Annotated in this window: 18 protein-coding genes and 1 riboswitch; of the genes, 5 read left to right on the top strand and 13 right to left on the bottom strand. The window is 40.4% G+C overall.

The features are described 5' to 3' along the window. Window positions 1–21 precede the first annotated feature (21 nt). The 6 genes from H7F25_RS05465 to H7F25_RS05440 form a co-directional block, all read right to left on the bottom strand. On the bottom strand, window positions 22–1116 hold the full coding sequence (locus H7F25_RS05465) for a M24 family metallopeptidase (protein WP_185854365.1): 1095 nt from the start codon (window positions 1114–1116) through the stop codon (window positions 22–24). Between the two features lie 104 nt (window positions 1117–1220). After that, entirely contained in the window at window positions 1221–3140 is a 1920-nt protein-coding gene (locus tag H7F25_RS05460; RefSeq protein ID WP_056766305.1) for a heavy metal translocating P-type ATPase, read from the bottom strand. 289 nt (window positions 3141–3429) lie between these two features. Continuing rightward, window positions 3430–3918: an endospore biogenesis thiol-disulfide oxidoreductase StoA gene (gene stoA / locus H7F25_RS05455; RefSeq protein ID WP_044331916.1), complete on the bottom strand. Its 489-nt coding sequence runs from the start codon at window positions 3916–3918 to the stop codon at window positions 3430–3432. Window positions 3919–3972: 54 nt separating this feature from the next. Further along, window positions 3973–5289 (bottom strand): polysaccharide biosynthesis protein, encoded by a 1317-nt coding sequence (locus H7F25_RS05450; RefSeq protein ID WP_041116459.1) that lies wholly within the window; start codon window positions 5287–5289, stop codon window positions 3973–3975. Window positions 5290–5403: 114 nt separating this feature from the next. Then, window positions 5404–6054, bottom strand: coding sequence for a cell wall hydrolase (locus H7F25_RS05445; RefSeq protein WP_044331914.1), 651 nt, complete (start codon window positions 6052–6054; stop codon window positions 5404–5406). A gap of 307 nt (window positions 6055–6361) precedes the next feature. Continuing rightward, complete coding sequence (locus H7F25_RS05440; RefSeq protein ID WP_024424688.1) at window positions 6362–6556, bottom strand: hypothetical protein; 195 nt, start codon at window positions 6554–6556, stop codon at window positions 6362–6364. A 167-nt stretch (window positions 6557–6723) separates the two neighbouring features. On the opposite strand from H7F25_RS05440, the gene H7F25_RS05435 reads away from it, so the two are divergent. Beyond that, a complete protein-coding gene (locus H7F25_RS05435; protein WP_003211747.1) occupies window positions 6724–6912 on the top strand; it encodes a YkvS family protein in 189 nt (62 codons plus the stop codon). Between the two features lie 123 nt (window positions 6913–7035). On the opposite strand, the gene H7F25_RS05430 is transcribed toward H7F25_RS05435, so the two are convergent. Beyond that, on the bottom strand, window positions 7036–7254 hold the full coding sequence (locus tag H7F25_RS05430) for a hypothetical protein (RefSeq protein WP_024424687.1): 219 nt from the start codon (window positions 7252–7254) through the stop codon (window positions 7036–7038). 379 nt (window positions 7255–7633) lie between these two features. Continuing rightward, a complete protein-coding gene (locus H7F25_RS05425) occupies window positions 7634–8380 on the bottom strand; it encodes an SDR family NAD(P)-dependent oxidoreductase (RefSeq protein WP_171464184.1) in 747 nt (248 codons plus the stop codon). Window positions 8381–8548: 168 nt separating this feature from the next. On the opposite strand from H7F25_RS05425, the gene H7F25_RS05420 reads away from it, so the two are divergent. Then, a complete protein-coding gene (locus tag H7F25_RS05420) occupies window positions 8549–8911 on the top strand; it encodes a winged helix-turn-helix transcriptional regulator (RefSeq protein WP_034667321.1) in 363 nt (120 codons plus the stop codon). Between the two features lie 432 nt (window positions 8912–9343). Here the strand turns inward: H7F25_RS05420 and queF are convergent, their stop codons facing one another. From queF to H7F25_RS05395, 5 genes are all read right to left on the bottom strand, one after another. Next, entirely contained in the window at window positions 9344–9841 is a 498-nt protein-coding gene (gene queF / locus H7F25_RS05415) for a preQ(1) synthase (RefSeq protein WP_024426839.1), read from the bottom strand. Between the two features lie 15 nt (window positions 9842–9856). Continuing rightward, entirely contained in the window at window positions 9857–10588 is a 732-nt protein-coding gene (gene queE / locus H7F25_RS05410; protein ID WP_034623358.1) for a 7-carboxy-7-deazaguanine synthase QueE, read from the bottom strand. Then, complete coding sequence (queD, locus tag H7F25_RS05405; RefSeq protein ID WP_024424684.1) at window positions 10581–11021, bottom strand: 6-carboxytetrahydropterin synthase QueD; 441 nt, start codon at window positions 11019–11021, stop codon at window positions 10581–10583. The genes queE and queD overlap by 8 nt, the downstream gene beginning before the upstream one ends. After that, a complete protein-coding gene (gene queC, locus H7F25_RS05400; RefSeq protein WP_024424683.1) occupies window positions 11022–11678 on the bottom strand; it encodes a 7-cyano-7-deazaguanine synthase QueC in 657 nt (218 codons plus the stop codon). A 158-nt stretch (window positions 11679–11836) separates the two neighbouring features. After that, window positions 11837–11881: riboswitch (PreQ1 riboswitch) on the bottom strand. Between the two features lie 71 nt (window positions 11882–11952). Continuing rightward, window positions 11953–12996 carry a YkvI family membrane protein gene (locus tag H7F25_RS05395; protein WP_034623360.1) on the bottom strand — a complete coding sequence of 348 codons (1044 nt, stop codon included), beginning with the start codon at window positions 12994–12996 and terminating at the stop codon, window positions 11953–11955. Window positions 12997–13240: 244 nt separating this feature from the next. On the opposite strand from H7F25_RS05395, the gene H7F25_RS05390 reads away from it, so the two are divergent. The 3 genes from H7F25_RS05390 (at window position 13241) to motB (ending at window position 17279) form a co-directional block, all read left to right on the top strand. Further along, window positions 13241–15343 (top strand): ATP-dependent Clp protease ATP-binding subunit, encoded by a 2103-nt coding sequence (locus H7F25_RS05390; protein ID WP_024426836.1) that lies wholly within the window; start codon window positions 13241–13243, stop codon window positions 15341–15343. Between the two features lie 378 nt (window positions 15344–15721). Beyond that, a complete protein-coding gene (gene motA, locus H7F25_RS05385) occupies window positions 15722–16516 on the top strand; it encodes a flagellar motor stator protein MotA (RefSeq protein ID WP_024424680.1) in 795 nt (264 codons plus the stop codon). Next, window positions 16509–17279, top strand: a complete 771-nt coding sequence (gene motB / locus H7F25_RS05380; RefSeq protein ID WP_024424679.1) for a flagellar motor protein MotB — start codon at window positions 16509–16511, stop codon at window positions 17277–17279. Before motA ends, motB begins: the two co-directional genes overlap by 8 nt. The last annotated feature ends 90 nt before the right edge of the window (window positions 17280–17369 follow it).

The raw sequence follows: 17369 nt of genomic DNA, 5'->3' as shown, positions 1-17369 counted from the left end.
CGTTCATCGTGATTTTTTTCATTACTTGATGATCGTCAGCTCTTTCGGATAATTGGTTAAGGTGACTGGACCATCTGCCGTAATGAGAACATCATCTTCAATTCTTACGCCGCCGACTCCTGGGACATAAATTCCTGGTTCAATCGTATACACCATACCTTCTTGCAGAAGGTCGTCATTTGCCTGACTCATAGAAGGGAACTCATGAACAGAAACCCCTAACCCATGTCCAAGGCGATGAGGGAAATATTCACCATACCCTGCTTCTGTGATCAGTCCGCGAGCTTTTAAATCAAGATCACCGATTCTCACGCCTGGCTTACTCATTTCAAGTGCTGCCATTTCTGCATTTAAGACGGTTTGATACATGTCCTTTTGCTTTTCAGAAGCTTCCTGATAGATGAATGTTCTTGTGATATCTGAGCAATATCCATCGACAATGACGCCAAGGTCAAATAACACAAAATCACCTTTTTTTAAGGCTGCCTGTCCCGGATTTCCATGAGGCTCGCCTGATTTTTCACCAAAGAGAACCATAGTTGAAAAGGACATACCTTGAATGCCTTTTTTCTTTAGTTCATATTCTATGACAGCGAGCACTTCTGTTTCTGTGATTCCTTCTTTTAAGGCGTTAACCCCAATCTTTACACCTTCATCTGCCAATTGAGCCGCTTTTTTGAGTGTAGCAATTTCAGATTCATCTTTAATCAGTCTGAGCTGATTGAGCGCATCTTCAGCCCGGACGAACGTTTCTGCCCCGGTAACAGCTTGGAGCTCTTCTGCTCTTTGAAGCGGAATCGATTCTTTTTCAATCGCAAGACGCGCCGCTTGAATACCTCGTTTTTCTATCGCTGATTGAATGAAATCAAATGGATTCTCATGATCTTCATATCTAATGATATCGCCGGACCATCCTGCATTTTTTGCCTGCTCGACTTCCATTTTAGGCAAAATAAAAAATGGTTCTGCCTCTTGGAACACAAACAGCCCCATCACTCTTTCATGCGGCTCTGTGAAGTATCCAGATAGATAAAACACATTTTCCTTTGTATGTATAAATGCACCTTGAATGTCTTCTTTCTTAAGCCAAGAAGACAAGCTCTTCATTCGGTTCATCATGATCCTCCTCACACGTTTTACTACTGGTCTATTGTATCAGTTTTTGCTTTATTTCGCACAAAAGCGCACTGGCATGAATCCAGTGCGCTCTGATGATTGATTTAAGATGCACGAAGCAGACGCAGACCATTTAAAATGACCAAAATCGTACTTCCTTCATGCCCGATGACGCCAAAAGGCAAATCAAGCACTTGTAAGAAATTCGCACAAATTAACAGACAGATCACCGTTAATGAGAAAATAATGTTTTGCTTAATGATTCGATTCATTTTTCTTGAAAGACGGATCATCTTTGTTAGGTTATTTAAATTGTTCTTCATTAAGATGAGATCCGCTGTTTCTAAGGCAACATCTGTGCCTCCGCCCATCGCAACCCCAACATCTGCTGTGGCAAGCGCTGGTGCATCATTGATTCCGTCTCCTACCATGATGATTGAATTACCTTGTTTTTTTAATTGATTGACCTCATGTACCTTTTCATCTGGAAGACATTCAGCCACTACGGTTTGGATGCCGGCTTCCTGCGCAATCGCTTCAGCCGTTTTTTGCTGATCTCCTGTCAGCATGACGGTCTGGATGCCTAAATCATTTAGTTCTTGAATCATTTTTTTGGCTTCAGGTCTGATTTGATCCTTAAGGCCAAGACAGCCAACAACTTTTTCATCCTTTTGAACGTAGACCACTGTGTATCCTTGCGCTGAAAGGTCATCACCTGTCTCTTCAATCTCGCGGTCGATTGACGCCTTACCCGCAAAGTCTTTCTTCCCAATCCGCCACGTTTCTCCATTTAATTGTGCTTTCACACCAAATCCAGAGGTTTCTTCAATGGTGACATGGACTGTTCTTTCTGTTTGGTGCTCTTTTGCCATATCAGAAATTGCTTTCGCTAATGGGTGGTTTGATTGACTCTCAATTTGATAGAGTGCCTGGTAAAAAGCAGATTCATCCTGCCCTTCCGTCATGACAACTTGTTCTACGGCTGGCTTCCCGCTTGTAATCGTCCCCGTTTTATCAAAAGCAATCATACTGCTTGTGCCTAGTTTTTCTAAAAAGACGCTTCCTTTGACAAGCATCCCATTTCTTGCGCCATTTGAGATCAGTGACAGTGCGGCTGGCATAATGGATGCAACAAGAGCACAAGGTGAAGCAACGACCATAAACACCATTGCCCGATAGAAGGTTTCACTCATACTCCAGCCGAGTACAAAATGAGGCAGAACCATTAATACCGCAACGGTGATCAGCACACCTTTTACATAGGCCCCCTCAAATTTTTCGATAAATGCCTGGCTTGGCGAAACACTTTCTTGAGCGGATTCAACAAGTTTAATAATTTTATGGAATAACGTTTCTTCATTATGTTTCGTGACTTCCACTGTTAAGGAACCATTTAAATTCACTGTTCCTGCAAATACGTCTTCCCCCTGCCCTTTTTCCTGTGGAATAGATTCGCCTGTGAGGGCAGATTCATCCACACTTGTTCTCCCGCTTAAAATGACACCATCTGCTGCAATACGTTCCCCAGCTTTGACCATAATCCGGTCACCTGGTGTTAATGATGAAGCGGCGATTTGAATGGTCGTACCGTCTTCTTCAATTAAAGTTGCTTCATCTGGTGCAATGCTCATTAATGCTGTTAAATCTTTCTTGCTTTTATTTGACGTATACGTTTCAAGCGCACCACTCAGTGAGAAAATAAAAATTAAGATAGCGCCTTCTGCCCAATAGCCGATTAGAGCTGAGCCTATTGCTGCGAAAATCATTAAAAGTTCCACATTCAAGGTCTTCGACGAAATCGTTTCTTCAATTCCTTCCTTCGCCTTTGCAAAACCTCCAATAACAAATGCTAGGATGAAAAGAGGAATGCTCCACATGCTCTGATCCTTTAGAATCCATCCAATTAAAATGAGAATCCCCGAGATACCTGCTGCAATTAATTCTCCGTGCTGTGCCCATTTATGTAAGGACCATTTCGATTCCTTTTGATTTGTCGTTTGGTAAAGTGCTGTATTCTCATTCATGATTGTTTTCTCCTCTCTAATTGATAATCGTTTTCACATTATCAATCGTTACCCGTTTCTTTTTCCATCTATATTTTCTGCTATTTCAAGCTTTTTATTGGTCTGTAACTCATTATAACAGGTTCTGATCAATTTTCAATTAATAATTATTATAATTTCTTTTTGATAATAATTATCATTATTGATATAGATCGTTCCGTCTTCTTCTGAGCACAGTGTATTCAGATGAAAAGCAAACGAACACAAAAAAGAACCAACAGAATTGGTTCTTTCACATAAAGGATTTGTTCTACGAATTTGTCCACTCTTTGATTTGTTTTTTCGTCAGTGGACCTACATGATTTTTCACCACTTCTCCTTTTTCGTTAATCAAAAAGGTCGTTGGGATGGTGATGATTTGATATTTCTTCATCATTTCTCCGTGTTCATCTAGGATGATCGGGAATGTAAACCTTCTGTCTTTCACAAATTGGGCAACAGCATGTTTACTTTGTTCAGCACCTAGTAAATTCACGGTCAATATGTCAACATCACTCTGATTTTCTTTCACAATCTGTTCAAATTCGGGCAGCTCCATTTTGCAGGACGGGCACCATGTTGTCCAAAAATGCAAAATGGTCTTTTTCCCTTTTTCGGGAACCATCTGCATGTCACCATTTAATGTCGGCGCCTCTATCCTTGGCGCCATCACAGGCTCTTTTGCTTCTGCTGCTGCGCTCATGAGAAATAGAAGCAGGGTCATCATCAGAAGACTGGCGGGTAGATGTTTACGATTCATCAGGATCTTCCTTCCCAGTTTTCTTATAGCTTGCCCTCTCGATGACGATGACATTCAAGCTTTTTTCAATGTAAGAAACATTGAAACGCCGAGCTCCTTACAAATCGTCGCATAATGCAGCGCAGTCAACAGCAGCATGCCTGTGTTCATCCCTAAAATAACCCCCATCATATTCAAGCTTTCAATTGAACCAAGGAAATACACCATAGAAAAAGAGACGACATGCACCCATATATTATGTAGGAACACATCTTTGATGAGCCCCATTCCGATTAAACATGCTTGAAAAGGCATCACAAACAGATGGCATAAAAAGTATGGCCAAAGCAGCTGTAAATAGACAGCAGCTTGCGGTGAATCAAAAAAAAGCTGTGTGAGCGGGTAAGCAAAATAATACATCACCATCACTGCCGGCACCCCATATCCAAACGTTATGAGAATCGCCTGTCTAACACGTTTTTTCACAAGATCATACTGACCTAAAGCATAGGCTTCAGAGACACTCGGAATCATCACAATCATGATGGAATGAGCGATAAACGCCGGGAAAAACCCGATCGACATTGCGACACCAGCCAGCATGCCGTAATGATCAACAGCAAGTGTTCCAGAAATGCCTGCTGCCACGAGCGCTCCTTTGATTAAAAATGGTTCAACCGCATTGGCAATCGCATGAAAGATGCGCATGCCCGTTGTCGGAATGGAAACGGCTAATAGGCGCTTTCGCACATCACTTCCTCTTAATTCAACAGACCTGACATTCACAGCATTTCTTGCCATGACGTATTGGGAGTATAAATAAATAAAGACAACAAGATCACTCGCAACAATGACACCAATGGCGATGAGTACTGCTGTTTCAATATCAAACGAATACCAATGAAAAAACAAAAACAAGCAGATAAGCTGGATCGTTTTCTTCAGCATATTGGCTAAAGCAATTCTGCCCATTTGCTGCTTTCCCATAAAATAGCCGCGGGCAATGGAGGTAAACGCAATAATCGGGATAAGTGACAGCACTAGGCCCTTCATCAGCGGATGATACGACTGAAACACTGGAATGAAAGGCAGTACAATGGCTGCTATAGCTGTTGTTGTACTTGTCACCACAAGTGTCATTTTAAAAGCATGACGGAGCATGCTTTTGTGGAGACGCTCATGTGATTCTGCAATGAATTTAGAAATGGAGACTGGCAGCTCTAAACTGGCGATCACAAGGACAAGCATGATGATTGGAAGGATACTCATATATAAACCCATTCCATGTTCTCCAAGCTCTCTCGCTAAAATCATATTGACTAAAAACTCTATACACTCCGCAATAAAAGCTGCGACAGATAGCAGAATGACCCCTTTTACAAATCGATTCATGTAGCCTCCCCTTGTCTAAAGCAAATTCTTTTCACATTCTATGAGACAAGTCCAAAAAATATTTTAATAATTGAAGACAAAAAAAAGAGCAATCTCATTGATCGCTCTTTTTCTTTATACGGCAAACACGTGACGTCCGATGCGTTCTACAATTTTGCGGGAACGAATCCAATGATCTGTTGCCGTTTTTGGATTATAAAAATAGATAGCCTTTGTTGTTCTGTCATGCTCTTTTACTACCTGCTTCACCGCTTTAATCGAATCTTGATCTGCCTTATCATGAATGCTTCCATTCGATACTGGCTGGAAGGCATTTCGCTGATAAATCACACCTTTAACGCTGTCAGGAAAAGATCGATGCTCCACCCTGTTTAAAACAACGCTTGCCACCGCTTTTTTCCCTTCGTAAGATTCACCTTTCGCTTCAGCATGTACCAATCGAGAAAGCAAATCCATTTCTTCATTAGAATACTGTTTGCCGCTTGCCTTATTCGTCGATTCAGATTTCACTTTTTTCTTTTGCTTCGGTTTTGAAGACTTTTCTTCTGTTGACGTACTTAGCATTTTCACTTTTGGCTGACGCTTCTCTTCAGAAAATGCCGGGATGACTTGATCGTGGTCTTGATCTATATATGAAAGCTGATGTTTAACAGGTGCTTGTGAAAGTTCGTGACTTAATGTGCCTTGCTGCTCTTGTATATTGTCCATCTTCATTGCTGCAACTAGCATAAGGATGACAAAAAGAGCTGTATGAATTTTAATCATTCGCCTTTTTCCTCCTTTAATCAAAAGTAGGCTGTAAGATACTTGTCCACTCTAACAAGAGCTCATTCTATTTTCACGCACAAAGATTTACATGCCTGTCCAAATTCCGTCATTAAATGGCATGTCCTAGTTGAGCGCACATAAAATGGAATTGTTAGCGCTTAAAAAGGTCCCTTTTTCACCTATCATCATCCTTATGCTCCTGATTATGGGTTATTACATTTTCTTTTCATATGTATCAGAGTGGTTTGAAGTGTGACAAAAGAACGAAAATAAAAAAGCTTTCTCTCATCAATGAGAAAAAGCTTTAGCTTCTTGCTTCTGTAAGATATTCAAAAATAACATCTCCACCATGTTTGGCGATCCCGCGAAAATGTTTAAAATCATCTTGATTCACCAAAACAGAACGAAACGTTAAAAAGTCATCTTTTTGGATGGTCACCTGTTTTTCTGTCCCATTCCGTAAAGATTCGAGGATGGTGAGGATTTGTTCTTCAGTCAAAAAAACCGCTCCTTTTCAGCCATGATTAATTATTAAATATACCATTCGTTAGAAGAGCTTACAACGAAAACAAAACAAAAACGTCTTTATCCTTTACATTGGTATGAAAATATTGCAAAATACTTTTTAATAGGGAATGAAATCTGTTTTTAAAGGAGAGGGATCGGTTGAAGATTGCAAAAATTGGAAATGTGATCGAATTTAGAAATGGTTTAACAGGTGTAGTTGAAAAAGTGAATGAAAACTCTGTCATTGTGGATGTCACCATTATGGACAACTATAGAGATTTAGAACTGGATTCACTAACAGTCGTTAATCATAAAAACTATAAAATCATCAAAGACTCCGTACATTAATTTGCAATCCTCAATTCAGACGATCGGTACATACGTATATATAAAGCAAATTTGGCTCGTTTGACAACTTTGCTCTATTTGAACAATCACATATGAAAAAGACTGATACCACTTAAAGAGGGGTCAGTCTTTTTGCGTATGAAAAGTTTGCATTTCCGCCTTCGTCTTGTACATCTCGACTTCCTCGGGTGTGATCACTCCTTTATCAATCAAGAGGGCAATCACTCCAAGCAATGTGGAGGCACTCCATTTATACCGTTCTTTGTTTTGATGTTCAAGCATTTGAAGCTCTTCCTTTAGTTCCATTAGCAGCTGCTCTGCCCGCTCTTCTTTGTTTGCCAACTCAAACGCCTCCGTTTCTCATTCATTGCCTCTATTTTATCTTACATCAAATGAGATAAGCAAAAAAGCATCATCCCTCTTTACAAACATACGTTCTGTCATGTATAATATGTTTACGAGCTGGTAGCCCCCAGCCGTCCTAGCAAGTTCTATTCCCATTCGTATGAGAAGAGTGACATGACTCTTCTCTTTTTTTATGGTTGATTCGCAAAAAAAGACATGCATCCGGCATGTCTTTTCCTTCTTTCTCATTTTACATATCCATCATCAAACTTAGTTTGCAGCATTTATGGTTACTCAGGACATAAGGAAAACGACTTTTTTATACGACTCAAGGAAATCCCCATTAAGGACGATTTGTAATCCCTTCGCAGTGACATTATACCTGTGCTAGCCCGCCATCTACGAACAATTCAACACCCGTCAAGTAACTGCTTTCGTCTGATGCAAGGAAAGATACAGCGTTTGCTACTTCTTCAGGTGTCCCAACTTTTCCAACTGGAACAGTATTTCTGGCATTTTCCATCGCTCCTTCAAGTGCATCACCAAAAAGCTCATCGTATGCAGGTGTAAGAATCACTCCTGGACTTACCACATTTACACGAATTTCAGTACCTTTTAGGTCAAGAATCCAGTTGCGAACTAGTGCTCTTAATGCTGCTTTAGATGCTCCATATACACTAAATGCTGGGTTGCCAATTGATCCAGCAGTAGAGCCCGTTACAATAATAGAACCTACTTTGTCCGGGAATAGTGATAGCGCTTTTTGAACAGTAAAAATGGTTCCTTTCACGTTAATGTCGAACGTTCTATCAACCTGCTCTTCAGTAATTTCACCTAATGGAAGGAAGTTGCCGATGCCTGCATTAGCAAAAAGGATGTCCAACTTACCTTTTTCCTGCTTTATCATGTCATATAGTTTGTCTAAGTCTTCAAGCTTAGAAATATCACCTTGAACACCGGTTACGTTCTTGCCAATTTGGTTAACAGCTTTATCAAGTTCGTTTTGTCTACGTCCCGTGATATAAACATATGCACCTTCGTTTACAAATTTTTTTGCTGTAGCAAGACCAATCCCACTTGTTCCACCCGTTACAAGCGCTATTTTACCTTCAAATTTCCTCATACTTAACACTCCTTTAGAATTCATATTATTTTATGTCTAGTACCTTTAAATACTTGAAGAACAACTTACAAGTAATAGTATCCTTCAGTAAGCACATTATCGGAAGTACCCACTTTTTTGTGATATAGTAACTAAAAAGAAACAAATGTGGAATGGAGAGCTCTAGACATGAAAAAATTTAGCTGTGGGTTTGAAGTGACAAAGGAAGTGATTGGCGGAAAATGGAAAGGACTTGTATTATACTTTTTAATGAATGGACCAAAGAGAACGAGTGAATTAAAGCGCATTATCCCAAATATAACTCAGAAAATGCTGATTCAAACTCTTAGAGAGCTTGAAGCCAGTGGACTTGTGACAAGAAAGATGTATAATCAAGTACCGCCGAAGGTTGAATATTCATCCACTGAACTTGGAAAATCTCTTAAACCTATCTTGCAGGAGCTCTGTCAATGGGGGAGCCATTATGCGGAGCAAGAGTATGCAGAAGGTGAATATGAAATTGTACAACCAGAACAACTAAAGTTAGGATAAATGTAGCTGCTGAAGTAAATGCTAAACAACTTCAATAGCCTCACCTAACAAATGAGGAACAGTCATGAAATAAATGAGATTGTCAACTTTGAAAGTGAAGTTCTAATCAGAAGTGTCATGGACTATATTCAGGAGAGCTTTGATGAAATTCAAAAATGAGCTGTTTCAAATGTTAAAGAGAAGGTTCAGTAACTTAACCAAACAATAATGCCTATGATCTCATAATAGGCATTTTTTCTTTCGGATAAAAAAGAAAAGACGTACAAATTGTACGCCTTCATCTGCTTCTGTACTATCAATTTTTCACTGCATAAAAGTCACAGTTCAGGTTGCACCTCAGGTCACACTTTTTCATACAATTCTCATGAGTATTTTCAGGTGTGACTTTTTCCACTTTAATGTGACACCAATTCGTTTCACACAGCGGAATAATTACCGATTATCAATCGTCTCCGGATACATATCATGGTTCATCATACGGTATTCTGCCATTTCCTCATATTTCGTGCCAGGTTTCCCGTAGTTCGTATATGGGTCAATGGAAATACCGCCTCTTGGCGTAAATTTGCCCCAAACTTCAATATACCTTGGGTCCATCAATTCAATCAGGTCGTTCATAATAATGTTCATACAGTCCTCATGGAAGTCACCATGGTTACGGAAGCTGAACAAATATAATTTTAACGATTTACTTTCGACCATGATTTCATTTGGGATATAGCTGATATAAACTGTCGCAAAATCAGGCTGACCTGTTTGCGGACATAGTGATGTAAATTCTGGGCAGTTGAATTTCACAAAGTAATCTCTATTTGTATGTTTATTTGGAAACGTTTCAAGCACTTGTGGTGCATAATCAAACAAATAATTGGTTCCTTGGTTTCCTAGTAGCGTGACACCTTCTAATTCTTCTGGTTTTCTTGTCGTCATGTCATCTCTTCCTTTCTATACGCCTCGTTTATTTCCCCACAATAACGTGTGCAGCTGCGGCAGCACTCTTACGCGGTTTAAGTCTGGATCTTGCGCGACTTGATTCACAAGCGCTTCATATTTCTTTAATAAATGCGTTAATAAGTACGCATCATCACCTGTCGTTGTGTCATCATTTCCTACCTGCAAATAAAAAGGAAGCTCAGGATATTTCGCATGAACATCCTTCGCATACGCAAGATCACGATCGTCAAAAATCACGACTTTCAAGCTAGCATGCTGCAATCTATTCCCGCTTTTCAGCTCATCTATGATACGTGTTAGTTTCGTAAAATCTGTTTTCATATTCGAGCTTGGTGGCTTAGGAGAAATGGTTAAATCATCAATTTTCAAAAACCATTCCTGATACATCGTCCCTTGTGTTTCAAGCGCTGTATCAATTCCTTCTTCATGCAGCAAATCAATGAGGGATTCCATTTGTTTTAAAAGCGCCGGGTTTCCCCCTGAAATGGTGACATGAGAAAAAGCCTGTCCGCCTATTCTTTTTAATTCTTTGACAATGTCTTCTGCCTCAAGCCACTGAATGTCATGCTTCGCTGAGCCATCCCATGTAAAAGAGGAATCACACCAGCTGCACGAGTAGTCACAGCCAGCCGTTCTGACAAACATGGTTTTTTGTCCAATGACCATTCCTTCTCCTTGAATGGTTGGACCAAAGATTTCTAATACGGGAATCGCTTTAGCCATTGATCTCAACTCGTTTCGGACGGTAAATGCAATAGCTTGTTGGTGTCTCTCTGACAAAGACCTGAACACAGGTCGGCTTGTTCGCTAAAGTCGATAAATACGCTGCAACTTTGTCATGTACGGTCTTTGCCACCACCTCAGTGGTTGGCATCGCGTATCGATCGTTTGATGAGAATTCCTCATGATCATTGAGCAGCGTGTGATCGTACTGCCCATGAATGAGCTTCTTCAATGTACTGAAATTGACAAGGAAACCCGATTCATCTAGCTCGTCTCCCGCAATCGTGATATTGATGGTGTACGTATGACCATGAACACGGCTGCATGCGCCCGCATCTTCCCGCGGGATGAAATGGGCAGCTGATACATGCATGTCTTTATTTAATTCAAATGAAAATGGATGATCGGTTTGTGGATAGATTTGAGAAAGCATTTATTTTGCCTCCTTCATTTCCATATAAGTGTCATAGCCATTTTTCCGCAGCTTACACGCAGGACATTCCCCGCAGCCATCAGAGATGATGCCGTTATAGCAAGTGAGCGTTTCATTTTTCACAAAATCCAGCGCATTAAGCTCGTCTGCCAGCTTCCATGTTTCTGCTTTATTCAGCCACATCAGTGGTGTATGAATCACAAATGGTTTTTCCATTGCTAAATTCACTGTGACGTTGCAAGATTTCACAAACTCGTCACGGCAATCTGGATAGCCGCTAAAGTCTGTCTCACAAACACCTGTGATAATATGTCTTGCTCCAATTTGATACGCTAATATAGAGGCGAAGGATAAGAACACTAAGTTTCTTCCTGGTACAAATGTGGAAGGAAGCTCTCCTTCTTTTTCCTCAATGTCAATGTCATCTCTTGTTAAAGCATTAGGTGCCAGTTGATTTAAAAGTGACATATCTAATAGATGATTCTTCACACCTAATTTGTCAGCGATTCTTTTGGCGACATCAATTTCTTCTTGATGACGCTGATTATAATGAAAGGTCACTGTTTCTACCTCTTCAAATTGTTGAAGTGCCCATAATAAACAGGTCGTACTGTCCTGTCCCCCGCTAAAGACAACGACTGCTTTTTCATTTTTCATTTTCTGTTCTCCTCCTTTTGCAGATGGTACAACCGTACAACACTGCATCTGAAAGGCTCCTGAAAACCCCTATTTTTCTCAAAAGAAAAGACACCTTTACATGTGTATGAGGTGTCCCAGCCATAAAAAATAAAAAATGCCACATCCAAGGATACGGCAAGTCCTTAGTTTTTTATAGAGGGTTTTGCTAGAACCTCTCCCGTCTTCACGGATTTTTGTTCAATTTTCACAGAGGATAGTGTACCACATATTTTTCATACAGGCTATCCTTTCTTTACTTATCTAGCGGTGCAGGCACTTTTTTTAGACAAAGAAAGAGGATAAAAAAGATGCTGACATAGCCAAAAACCGGATAAACCGTTGAAATCAGTGTACCGTAACCAATTTTACTAATCACATAGCAGCATATGAGAATAAGGGATATCGTAAAGATGCTGTTCATTCGGATATATGCCCTCACTTGTCTCTCCAGCCCGTATAAATTGCCTATGACGGATGTAAAAACTTCACCGAAGATGACAAATAAATAAATGAGATGAATCGAGTTTGCAACTTGATACACCACCTGGGCCATTGGAATATCAAACGCCTCCAGCATATCTAATGAAGAAAGAGATAAGAAGCAAGCAAGCAAAATGAGTGTCAGCATGACACCCCCAAGCACCGCTCCCTTTTTAATGACTGCTTCAGAGGTCATTTCATTTGCGACGGGTACTAACACTGCCTGTGACAGTGCTAAATTAAAGGCACCATATGACACTGCTGATAATATCCACTCGCCCTCACCCATTTGCAGCGCAAGAACATAACTTTCACTGCTGCTAAACACAAATGAATCAAGAAACACGATCATTGAAAAGAAAATCAGCATTGGAACGACAAGGACGTTGACGCCAAATAGCCCTTTTGAACCTTTAAAGAGTACAATGACGCTCAGAATGATCGTCAAAAAGATCCCATATTCCTTCGATATACCAAGTTGTTCTTCAAAAATAGCCCCTGCGCCTGAAATCATCACTGAGGTGACACCAAGTAAAATAAAAAACATGACAATATTAATATATCGACTCGCAGCTGCGCCAAATAAAAAACGGTTCATATCTTGATAAGATTCTGCTTCGATTCGTTTCGAAATCAGCATCATTTTTGCACCAAGACCAGTAAAAATAACACCGCTAATCAGGATTCCTAATAGTCCAATCCAGCCAAAACGAACAAAAAATTCTACGATTTCTTTTCCTGTCGCAAACCCAGCTCCAACCACTGTTCCTACATATACAAAGGCAAGCTGAAAAGCGGATTCATTTGAACGTTTCATGTGACCCCTCCGCACCCATCACTTTCGATTGTTCCTTTTTTATCCTATGAGACAAGTTCCTTGAAAAGAAGGACAAACCATGATTAAATGCAAAAAAGGATTTTTATTCCCCTTTGAGCAAAACAGTTGAAAGTCAAAATAGGTCAGAGTATACTATAGTCAAAGATGGTCAAACAATAGACCATTTTCTTTAACATTCATTGGTCAAATAAAGTCAAACTTTATTTTAAGGAGGTCATGGCAAATGCGTTGTCAACATTGTCAAGTAAATGAAGCAACTATTCGCCTGAATATGCAAGTAAATTCGTCCCGGAGCCAAATGGTTTTATGTGAAGACTGCTATACCTCTTTGATGGAGCAGTCAAAAATGAAAATGGGACCGCAACTCTTTGGAGGAAGTTCATTCTTCTCTCAGGCAGCAGGTCATGCCCCAAACATGGAGCAGCCAAAGCAAAAAGGCTTACTCGATGAGCTTGGCCGTAACTTAACAGATGGAGCAAATGCTGGTTTAATTGATCCAGTCATTGGCCGTGATGAAGAAGTCGCAAGAGTCATTGAGATTTTAAATAGAAGAAATAAAAATAACCCTGTTCTTATTGGTGAACCAGGTGTTGGGAAAACAGCGATCGCAGAAGGACTCGCGCTCAAAATTGCGAGCGGCGATGTGCCAAATAAATTAAAGAACAAACAAATTTATTTATTAGATGTTTCTTCACTTGTCGCAAACACAGGTGTACGCGGTCAATTTGAGGAAAGAATGAAGCAGTTAATCAAAGAACTGCAAAGCCGTAAAAATATCATCTTATTTGTAGATGAAATCCATCTTCTTGTGGGCGCAGGATCTGCAGAAGGATCAATGGATGCTGGAAACATTTTAAAACCAGCCCTTGCAAGAGGTGAACTGCAGCTAGTAGGTGCGACGACATTAAAAGAATATCGCCAAATTGAAAAAGATGCTGCACTCGAACGGCGCTTCCAGCCCGTCATCGTAGATGAGCCAACACAAGATGAAGCGATCGACATCTTAAAAGGCATTCAAGATAAATACGAGGCTTATCATGGTGTCACCTATTCAGATGAAGCAATCAAAGCGTGTGTTCAATTATCTTCGCGGTATATTCAAGACCGCCATTTACCGGATAAAGCCATTGATTTAATGGATGAAGCTGGTTCAAAAGCGAACCTCTCCATTGATGCAGCAAGTGAAGATGAGCTGACAAATCGATTAGCGGAAATTGCCGCAGAAAAACAAGCTGCGCTAAAAGAAGAACAATATGAAAAAGCAGCGAAGCTTCGCGATGAAGAAGAAGCCATTGAAGCAAGACTTCAAAACAAAACAACTGAAAAAGAGCATATCGTTACAGCAGAGGACATTCAGGCCATTGTGGAACAAAAAACAGGCATTCCTGTCGGGAAACTCCAAGCAGACGAACAAACTAAAATGAAAGAAATTGACGTCCGTCTAAAAGCACGAGTGATTGGGCAGGAGCATGCGGTTGATAAAGTGGCCAAAGCCGTGAAAAGAAGCAGAGCTGGATTAAAATCGAAACATAGACCAACAGGCTCCTTCCTTTTCGTTGGACCAACAGGTGTCGGGAAAACCGAATTGTCTAAAACGTTAGCTGAAGAATTATTCGGTTCAAGAGATGCGATCATTCGTTTAGATATGAGTGAGTACATGGAAAAACATTCTGTGTCCAAACTCATCGGTTCTCCTCCTGGTTACGTTGGACATGATGAAGCCGGCCAGCTGACTGAAAAAGTGCGCAGAAAACCATACAGCATCATTTTGCTGGATGAAATCGAAAAAGCACACCCAGATGTACAGCACATGTTCCTGCAAATCATGGAAGACGGCCGCTTAACAGACAGCCAAGGCAGAACGGTCAGCTTTAAAGATACAGTCATCATCATGACAAGTAACGCAGGCACCGCAGATAAAACAGTCAAAGTGGGCTTCCAATCTGATCAGGAAGAAGCGTTTGAGGAACAATCACTCATTGATTCACTGAGCAGCTACTTCAAACCAGAATTTTTGAACCGTTTTGACAGCATCATTCAATTTGATTCACTAGACAGAGAGGACTTAGTGAAGATTGTTGATCTTCTGCTCAATGAGCTGTCAGAGCAATTAAAAGAGCAGAATTTAACAGTTCATGTCACAAATGAAGCAAAAGAAAAGATCGCAGAGCTTGGATATCATCCTGCATTTGGTGCTCGTCCACTTCGAAGAACCATCCAAGAGCACGTTGAAGACCAAATGACGGAGATCCTGCTTGAAGAGGAGCAGCTTTCTGGATTTACTGTGGATGTTGAACATGACGAAATCGTCGTAAAAAAAGGATAACTACATCTTCAGGATGATATGCACCTCCATCATGTTGCGGCGTCTAAGTTCCATCTGAACGCCGACGCTCCCCCGCCTCTTTTCCTTTACGATAAAAGAAAAAGAGGTGGATCATATGATGAATTGGAGCTACGATCTTGTCAAAATCATATATGAAGAAAAATTAAAAGAACTGCTTCATTTAGATGAACCAGCTCAAAACGATTAAATGGAGACTCCCTTTATATGAGAGGGAGTTTCTTCTTTTACATATTCAGAAAGCGCTTTCGTCAAAAATTCTTCACAGAAACTGTCTTAATTTTATATTCTGACTAAAACCATTCTAGAACACACCGATATTAACTATAGAAAAAGATAGTTAAAGGATTTGGTGAGATAATGGACAAAACATCGTTAATTGGTATTATTTTAGCATTTATTGCACTAGGTGTCGGTATGGTTTTGAAAGGTGTGAGTCTAACTGCTCTTCTCAACCCGGCGGCTATATTAATCATTATTGTTGGAACGGTTGCAGCTGTTGTCATCGCATTCCCTTCTAGTGAAATTAAGAAAACACCAAAATTGTTCGGAAAAATTTTCAAAGACAGCCAGCTTCCAACGATTCAAGAAATGATCCCTCTATTTTCAAACTGGGCACAAATTGCGCGTCGTGAAGGTCTTTTGGCATTAGAAGCAAGTCTTGAGGAAGTCGATGATGATTTTTTAAAGAACGGGTTAAGCATGGCAGTTGACGGCCAAAGTGCTGAATTTATTCGAGACGTCTTAACAGAAGAAGTTGACGCCATGTCTGAACGACATCAGTCAGGTGCATTAATCTTTACACAAGCTGGTACATACGCTCCGACGCTAGGGGTACTTGGCGCCGTTGTCGGACTTATTGCCGCACTTGCCAACATGGGAGATATTGAGGCACTTGGACATGCAATCAGTGCTGCCTTCGTCGCCACACTGCTTGGGATTTTTACCGGGTATGTATTATGGCATCCATTTGCCAACAAGCTGAAGCGTAAATCAAAGGAAGAAGTAAAGCTTCGTCTGATTATGATCGAAGGTATTCTGTCTGTTCTTGAAGGTCAGTCTCCAAAAGTCATTGAACAAAAACTTCTTATGTACTTACCAGCAAAAGAACGTGCAAATCTTGTCATTGAAGAAGGAGAAAATCAAAATGGCTAGGAAACGTAAAAACCATGATCATGAAGACCATGTAGATGAATCTTGGCTTATCCCTTATGCCGATCTTCTGACGCTTCTTCTCGCCCTCTTCATTGTGCTTTTTGCATCTAGTTCAATTGATGCGGCAAAATATGAACAGATGGCTAAGTCTTTTAATGTAGTTTTTACTGGCGGTACCGGTGTTATGGATCAATCCAGCATGCAAAGCACGGAAGAAACTGAAAACAGCAACCAGGTCAAGAAAGCAGCCGAGGAAGAGAAAGATGAAGAAGCCAAAGCAAAGGCTAGGGACCAAGCGGTTCTCACAAAGGTCAAAAAGCAGGTCGATTCATTCATTGCAAATAAAAAACTTGGTGCCAAGCTCGAAACAAAGCTTACGGATGAAGGACTTCTCATTACGATTGAAGACAGTATCTTCTTTGATTCTGGGCGGGCAGTTATTCGCCCTCAAGATGTCCCGTTAGCAAAAGAAATCTCAAAACTGCTCGTCATTAATCCCGCACGTGACATTGTCATTAGCGGACATACAGATAATGTACCGATCAGAAATTCAGAATTTGAATCAAACTGGTATTTAAGCGCCATTCGCGCTGTGAACTTTTTAAATATTCTTCTTGAAAACAGCAATCTAAACCAAGAGAACTTTAGTACAAAAGGATACGGCGAATTCAAACCGATTGCCTCAAACGATACAGCAGAAGGCAGAAGTAAAAACCGGCGTGTAGAAGTACTCATTTTACCGATTGAGAAAAAAGCGAAATAAAAAAAGAAGCCAGGGGCTTCTTTACAGATTGTTGACAAAGGGCTAAAATGATCTCTATTTTAGCCCTTTTTCTTCTTTTCAGCGTGATAG

It is taken from the genome of Bacillus sp. PAMC28571, assembly GCF_014250435.1.
Lineage (GTDB): Bacteria > Bacillota > Bacilli > Bacillales > Bacillaceae > Bacillus > Bacillus safensis.
This window is presented reverse-complemented; position numbering and strand designations above follow the sequence as displayed.

Bases quoted from the DNA above. Each gene is read 5' to 3' on its own strand.
- H7F25_RS05460 (WP_056766305.1), bottom strand. From the start codon at position 3,140: ATGAATGAGAATACAGCACTTTACCAAACGACAAATCAAAAGGAATCG.
- H7F25_RS05425 (WP_171464184.1), bottom strand. From the start codon at position 8,380: ATGAGGAAATTTGAAGGTAAAATAGCGCTTGTAACGGGTGGAACAAGT.
- H7F25_RS05465 (WP_185854365.1), bottom strand. From the start codon at position 1,116: ATGAACCGAATGAAGAGCTTGTCTTCTTGGCTTAAGAAAGAAGACATT.
- queF (WP_024426839.1), bottom strand. From the start codon at position 9,841: ATGACGACAAGAAAACCAGAAGAATTAGAAGGTGTCACGCTACTAGGA.
- H7F25_RS05395 (WP_034623360.1), bottom strand. From the start codon at position 12,996: ATGAAACGTTCAAATGAATCCGCTTTTCAGCTTGCCTTTGTATATGTA.
- queC (WP_024424683.1), bottom strand. From the start codon at position 11,678: ATGAAAAATGAAAAAGCAGTCGTTGTCTTTAGCGGGGGACAGGACAGT.
- motA (WP_024424680.1), top strand. From the start codon at position 15,722: ATGGACAAAACATCGTTAATTGGTATTATTTTAGCATTTATTGCACTA.
- queE (WP_034623358.1), bottom strand. From the start codon at position 10,588: ATGGCTAAAGCGATTCCCGTATTAGAAATCTTTGGTCCAACCATTCAA.
- H7F25_RS05450 (WP_041116459.1), bottom strand. From the start codon at position 5,289: ATGAATCGATTTGTAAAAGGGGTCATTCTGCTATCTGTCGCAGCTTTT.
- H7F25_RS05390 (WP_024426836.1), top strand. From the start codon at position 13,241: ATGCGTTGTCAACATTGTCAAGTAAATGAAGCAACTATTCGCCTGAAT.
- motB (WP_024424679.1), top strand. From the start codon at position 16,509: ATGGCTAGGAAACGTAAAAACCATGATCATGAAGACCATGTAGATGAA.
- H7F25_RS05445 (WP_044331914.1), bottom strand. From the start codon at position 6,054: ATGATTAAAATTCATACAGCTCTTTTTGTCATCCTTATGCTAGTTGCA.
- queD (WP_024424684.1), bottom strand. From the start codon at position 11,021: ATGCTTTCTCAAATCTATCCACAAACCGATCATCCATTTTCATTTGAA.
- stoA (WP_044331916.1), bottom strand. From the start codon at position 3,918: ATGAATCGTAAACATCTACCCGCCAGTCTTCTGATGATGACCCTGCTT.
- H7F25_RS05420 (WP_034667321.1), top strand. From the start codon at position 8,549: ATGAAAAAATTTAGCTGTGGGTTTGAAGTGACAAAGGAAGTGATTGGC.